At 32.1% G+C, this 2,911-nt stretch carries 4 protein-coding genes; all 4 read right to left on the reverse strand.

What is annotated here, in order from left to right; genetic code table 11:
• Positions 1–333: 333 nt before the first annotated feature.
• The gene (locus ACGH6Q_RS12105; protein WP_411592964.1) at positions 334–621 is read right to left on the reverse strand and encodes a hypothetical protein; all 288 of its coding nucleotides are present in this window, start codon (positions 619–621) and stop codon (positions 334–336) included.
• 23 nt (positions 622–644) lie between these two features.
• A complete protein-coding gene (locus ACGH6Q_RS12110; RefSeq protein WP_411592965.1) occupies positions 645–938 on the reverse strand; it encodes a hypothetical protein in 294 nt (97 codons plus the stop codon).
• Between the two features lie 178 nt (positions 939–1,116).
• Entirely contained in the window at positions 1,117–2,355 is a 1,239-nt protein-coding gene (locus ACGH6Q_RS12115) for a hypothetical protein (protein ID WP_411592966.1), read from the reverse strand.
• Positions 2,356–2,416: 61 nt separating this feature from the next.
• On the reverse strand, positions 2,417–2,911 hold a 495-nt coding region (locus tag ACGH6Q_RS12120), incomplete at its 5' end, for a DUF2345 domain-containing protein (RefSeq protein WP_411592967.1).

Consider the following 2,911-nt stretch of genomic DNA (forward strand, 5'->3'; position numbering starts at 1 on the left):
GGTGTGCATTAGATAACGCATAATCCACTGATTGTTGTTTGAATTCGATACTAAATTTTTTGACCATGATATTTGTCTCCTATGATTTTTGTTTATATCATAGAGGCGACTTTTGTCCACTTTTTTGGCGAGGATCAGTTTTTCGGCATGAACGAGATCCATTTAATATACTAAAATTATTGATAATTTAATGTTTGTAAAGATGGTAATTCAGCTAATTTTGTGTAGGAAAACGCTAAGTTATTTGCACTTCATGTTTTAATCCAGGTGATTAAAATAATCCTCTAAAAACGCATGAGGCGTTTTCCCTGAAATCGCTTTATGCGTTTAATCTTATTCATATTTGTTCCTTTTTAGTTGTGATAAGTTTACCTTACCCCTTAAAAAAGTTGTATGAATTAGTGTAACCGATCCATCCCTAATACCTTTTTGCCCTACTTTCGGAAAAGGACCTGAAAACATTCGATTATCAATGTTTAATTGTTTTATTCTGTCAATCCAAGTCCGACGGATGTAATATTTATGCATGCCACCGTTAACTATTTCTGGCTCAAGTCTTGCCCTTGCCATAAATATTTTTTGAGCGATAAAGTGTGATACCATTTCCCTTAATTTTTTCATATAATTTATAGAGATATAAAAAGCTATTCCTCAACCTTGATAGTATAAATTTTTTTAAACTGACTAGCCGGACAACGCATAGTTACATAAGTAGTTCCTGTAAATTCTATACTAATTGTTCCGTTCACTTTAGGCGTTCCTTTTATGGTGAAATCATTATATGAATTATTCCAATCAAAATAGGATGGAGATAGCTCAAGCCCTGAATTTTCAGGTTTAATATGATAGGAATCACTGCGAACTACACCAACATTAATATTTATTTCAGCATAATAAGGTTTACCAAAAGCGGCATTGGGTAAAGATTCAGATAGCACTTCAAATTTTCCGCTACAAAAACACCCAGTAAGTGAAAGAACTAAAAATAAGTTAAAGATTAACATTAAATAATATAGTGATTTTTTCATATGGTTTATTGCGATTAATTGAATTTTTATTAAAAATAAGTGTTTTTTAAACACTTTACCATTTATTTTATTGCCATATATTTTTTATTTAAGGAATTTTACTTACCACCATAGCTGCGAAGGAGTTTTGCATAACTTCACCTAAAGATTTTGAATCCCACCATTTTTTTACCGTGCCCCATGAAAATAGTTCAAGCTTAATCTTTTCAGTTATTGCTGTTTGTTCTGTTATTTCCTGACCATCGAGTAATTTTAATTTATCTGTCCAAACTACCCAGTGGTCTTTAGTTGTTAAAATACCCTGATTACTAATCATTTTTGCTGCTATTAATACAACAACATGTGTTTCAGGGCTAATATAAGAATTTAAACGACATAAATCTTGTAAAGTTAAATGCGGTCCCCGGATCTGATCAATTAAACTTGTATTGATGCTGTATAAAATTTTAGCGCCAGACTTTTCAAACCATGTTTTAAGGTCTTCTGCAGTTGTAATACCTGAGAATTGATCATCAGGCGAATCATAATCAAAAACACTGTTTTCTGAATCCCTTAAACTTGCCAAGGTAATCCAATCTATGCACGAAACTTTTGGGATATACCCTCTTGAATCATTTGTAAAAAAATTTGTAGGATGACGACAATTATAACCAGGCTTTATTTTTAATGTGCCAATTTTAGTTTTACCTGATTCCCAAAGTTCTTTGACAATCTGTTTATATAAGTCTGGTCTATCCATCAATAAGCAATAAAAAAAAGCTGCAGGTCCACATAAACTGGCATCACCTTGATAAGGAAAATCGTATTTGGCTAATCTTAATTGCAAAGCTCTTTCTATTTTAGCTTTGGTAAAAGGATCTTGCGGATCGCCAGCCGGATGTTCTTTAGCTTCAAAAGATCTTGATTTAAAGGTTATTTTTACTTCATATATGGGTACGTCGCCATATTGTGTTTTTTCTGTTGTTTCATTGTATTGAAATTCCCGCGATAATCCCCATTTTTTATCAGATGTTAAAAATCCCTTAAGAGGGATAATTGCAGTCATAGGTTCAGGTAATACTTCATATTCATCATTACCTAATTTATGGTAAAGATTCAGCTCTAATATATATGATGTGTCTTCGGAATCTGAAATATCTAACGAAGGGTGAATTAATGTTTTCTTATCAGCTTGTAACGGCTGTTTACCTGTTGATTCTAAAGCATAAATTTTATTACCTTTGTCGTCCATTTTATATAATTCCATTTCATAAATAATATATTCATGATTGGTTTTTGTCTCTATGCTTGTAAATATATTGTATACTGTCATTAAATTTTCATCCATTATGTTATCATTGTATTTAAAAATGTATCATATTAATTATTAATGATTTTTATGCAATTTTTTATTGGTTGATAAGTTCCCCATTGCTTGTTTTACTTAATACTAAACGGACAGCAATTTTTTCTTCTTTTTTGGTATAAAACCTTTCTGTATAACCTTTATCATCTGTTTTCCCTCGTTTGACTGAACCATCTTCCATAAACGCTAAATATTCAATATTTTTATATGGCTCACCTTCATCATTAACCATAAGATACTTTAGGCTATATTTATCTTTTTTATTCATTGAAAAGTTAGTTTCTATAGCTTTAGGTAATGCTATTTCCGGTATATCTTTTTGCGCCACCCCCATCTTCTGCATCACATTACATTTAAGATAGATATTATCCTGTGTACCCAGTTCAATGCCTTCGCTGCTGATTTTGATATAAGAGCCACCACAGATTAGCGTAAGGTTGTCTTTGGCGGTAATGGTCACCTTGCCATCGACACTATCCACTTTGATATCTTGCTTGGCAGCCATATTGAGGTTGGCATTTTGGGCTTGCAGGTCGAT

Origin of the sequence: Gilliamella sp. BG2 (assembly GCF_046635645.1) — a bacterium.
GTDB lineage: Bacteria > Pseudomonadota > Gammaproteobacteria > Enterobacterales > Orbaceae > Gilliamella > Gilliamella bombi.

What these genes read in the sequence shown, in the direction of transcription:
- ACGH6Q_RS12105 (WP_411592964.1), bottom strand. Translation starts at nt 621, where the DNA reads ATGAAAAAATTAAGGGAAATGGTATCACACTTTATCGCTCAAAAAATA.
- ACGH6Q_RS12115 (WP_411592966.1), bottom strand. Translation starts at nt 2,355, where the DNA reads ATGGATGAAAATTTAATGACAGTATACAATATATTTACAAGCATAGAG.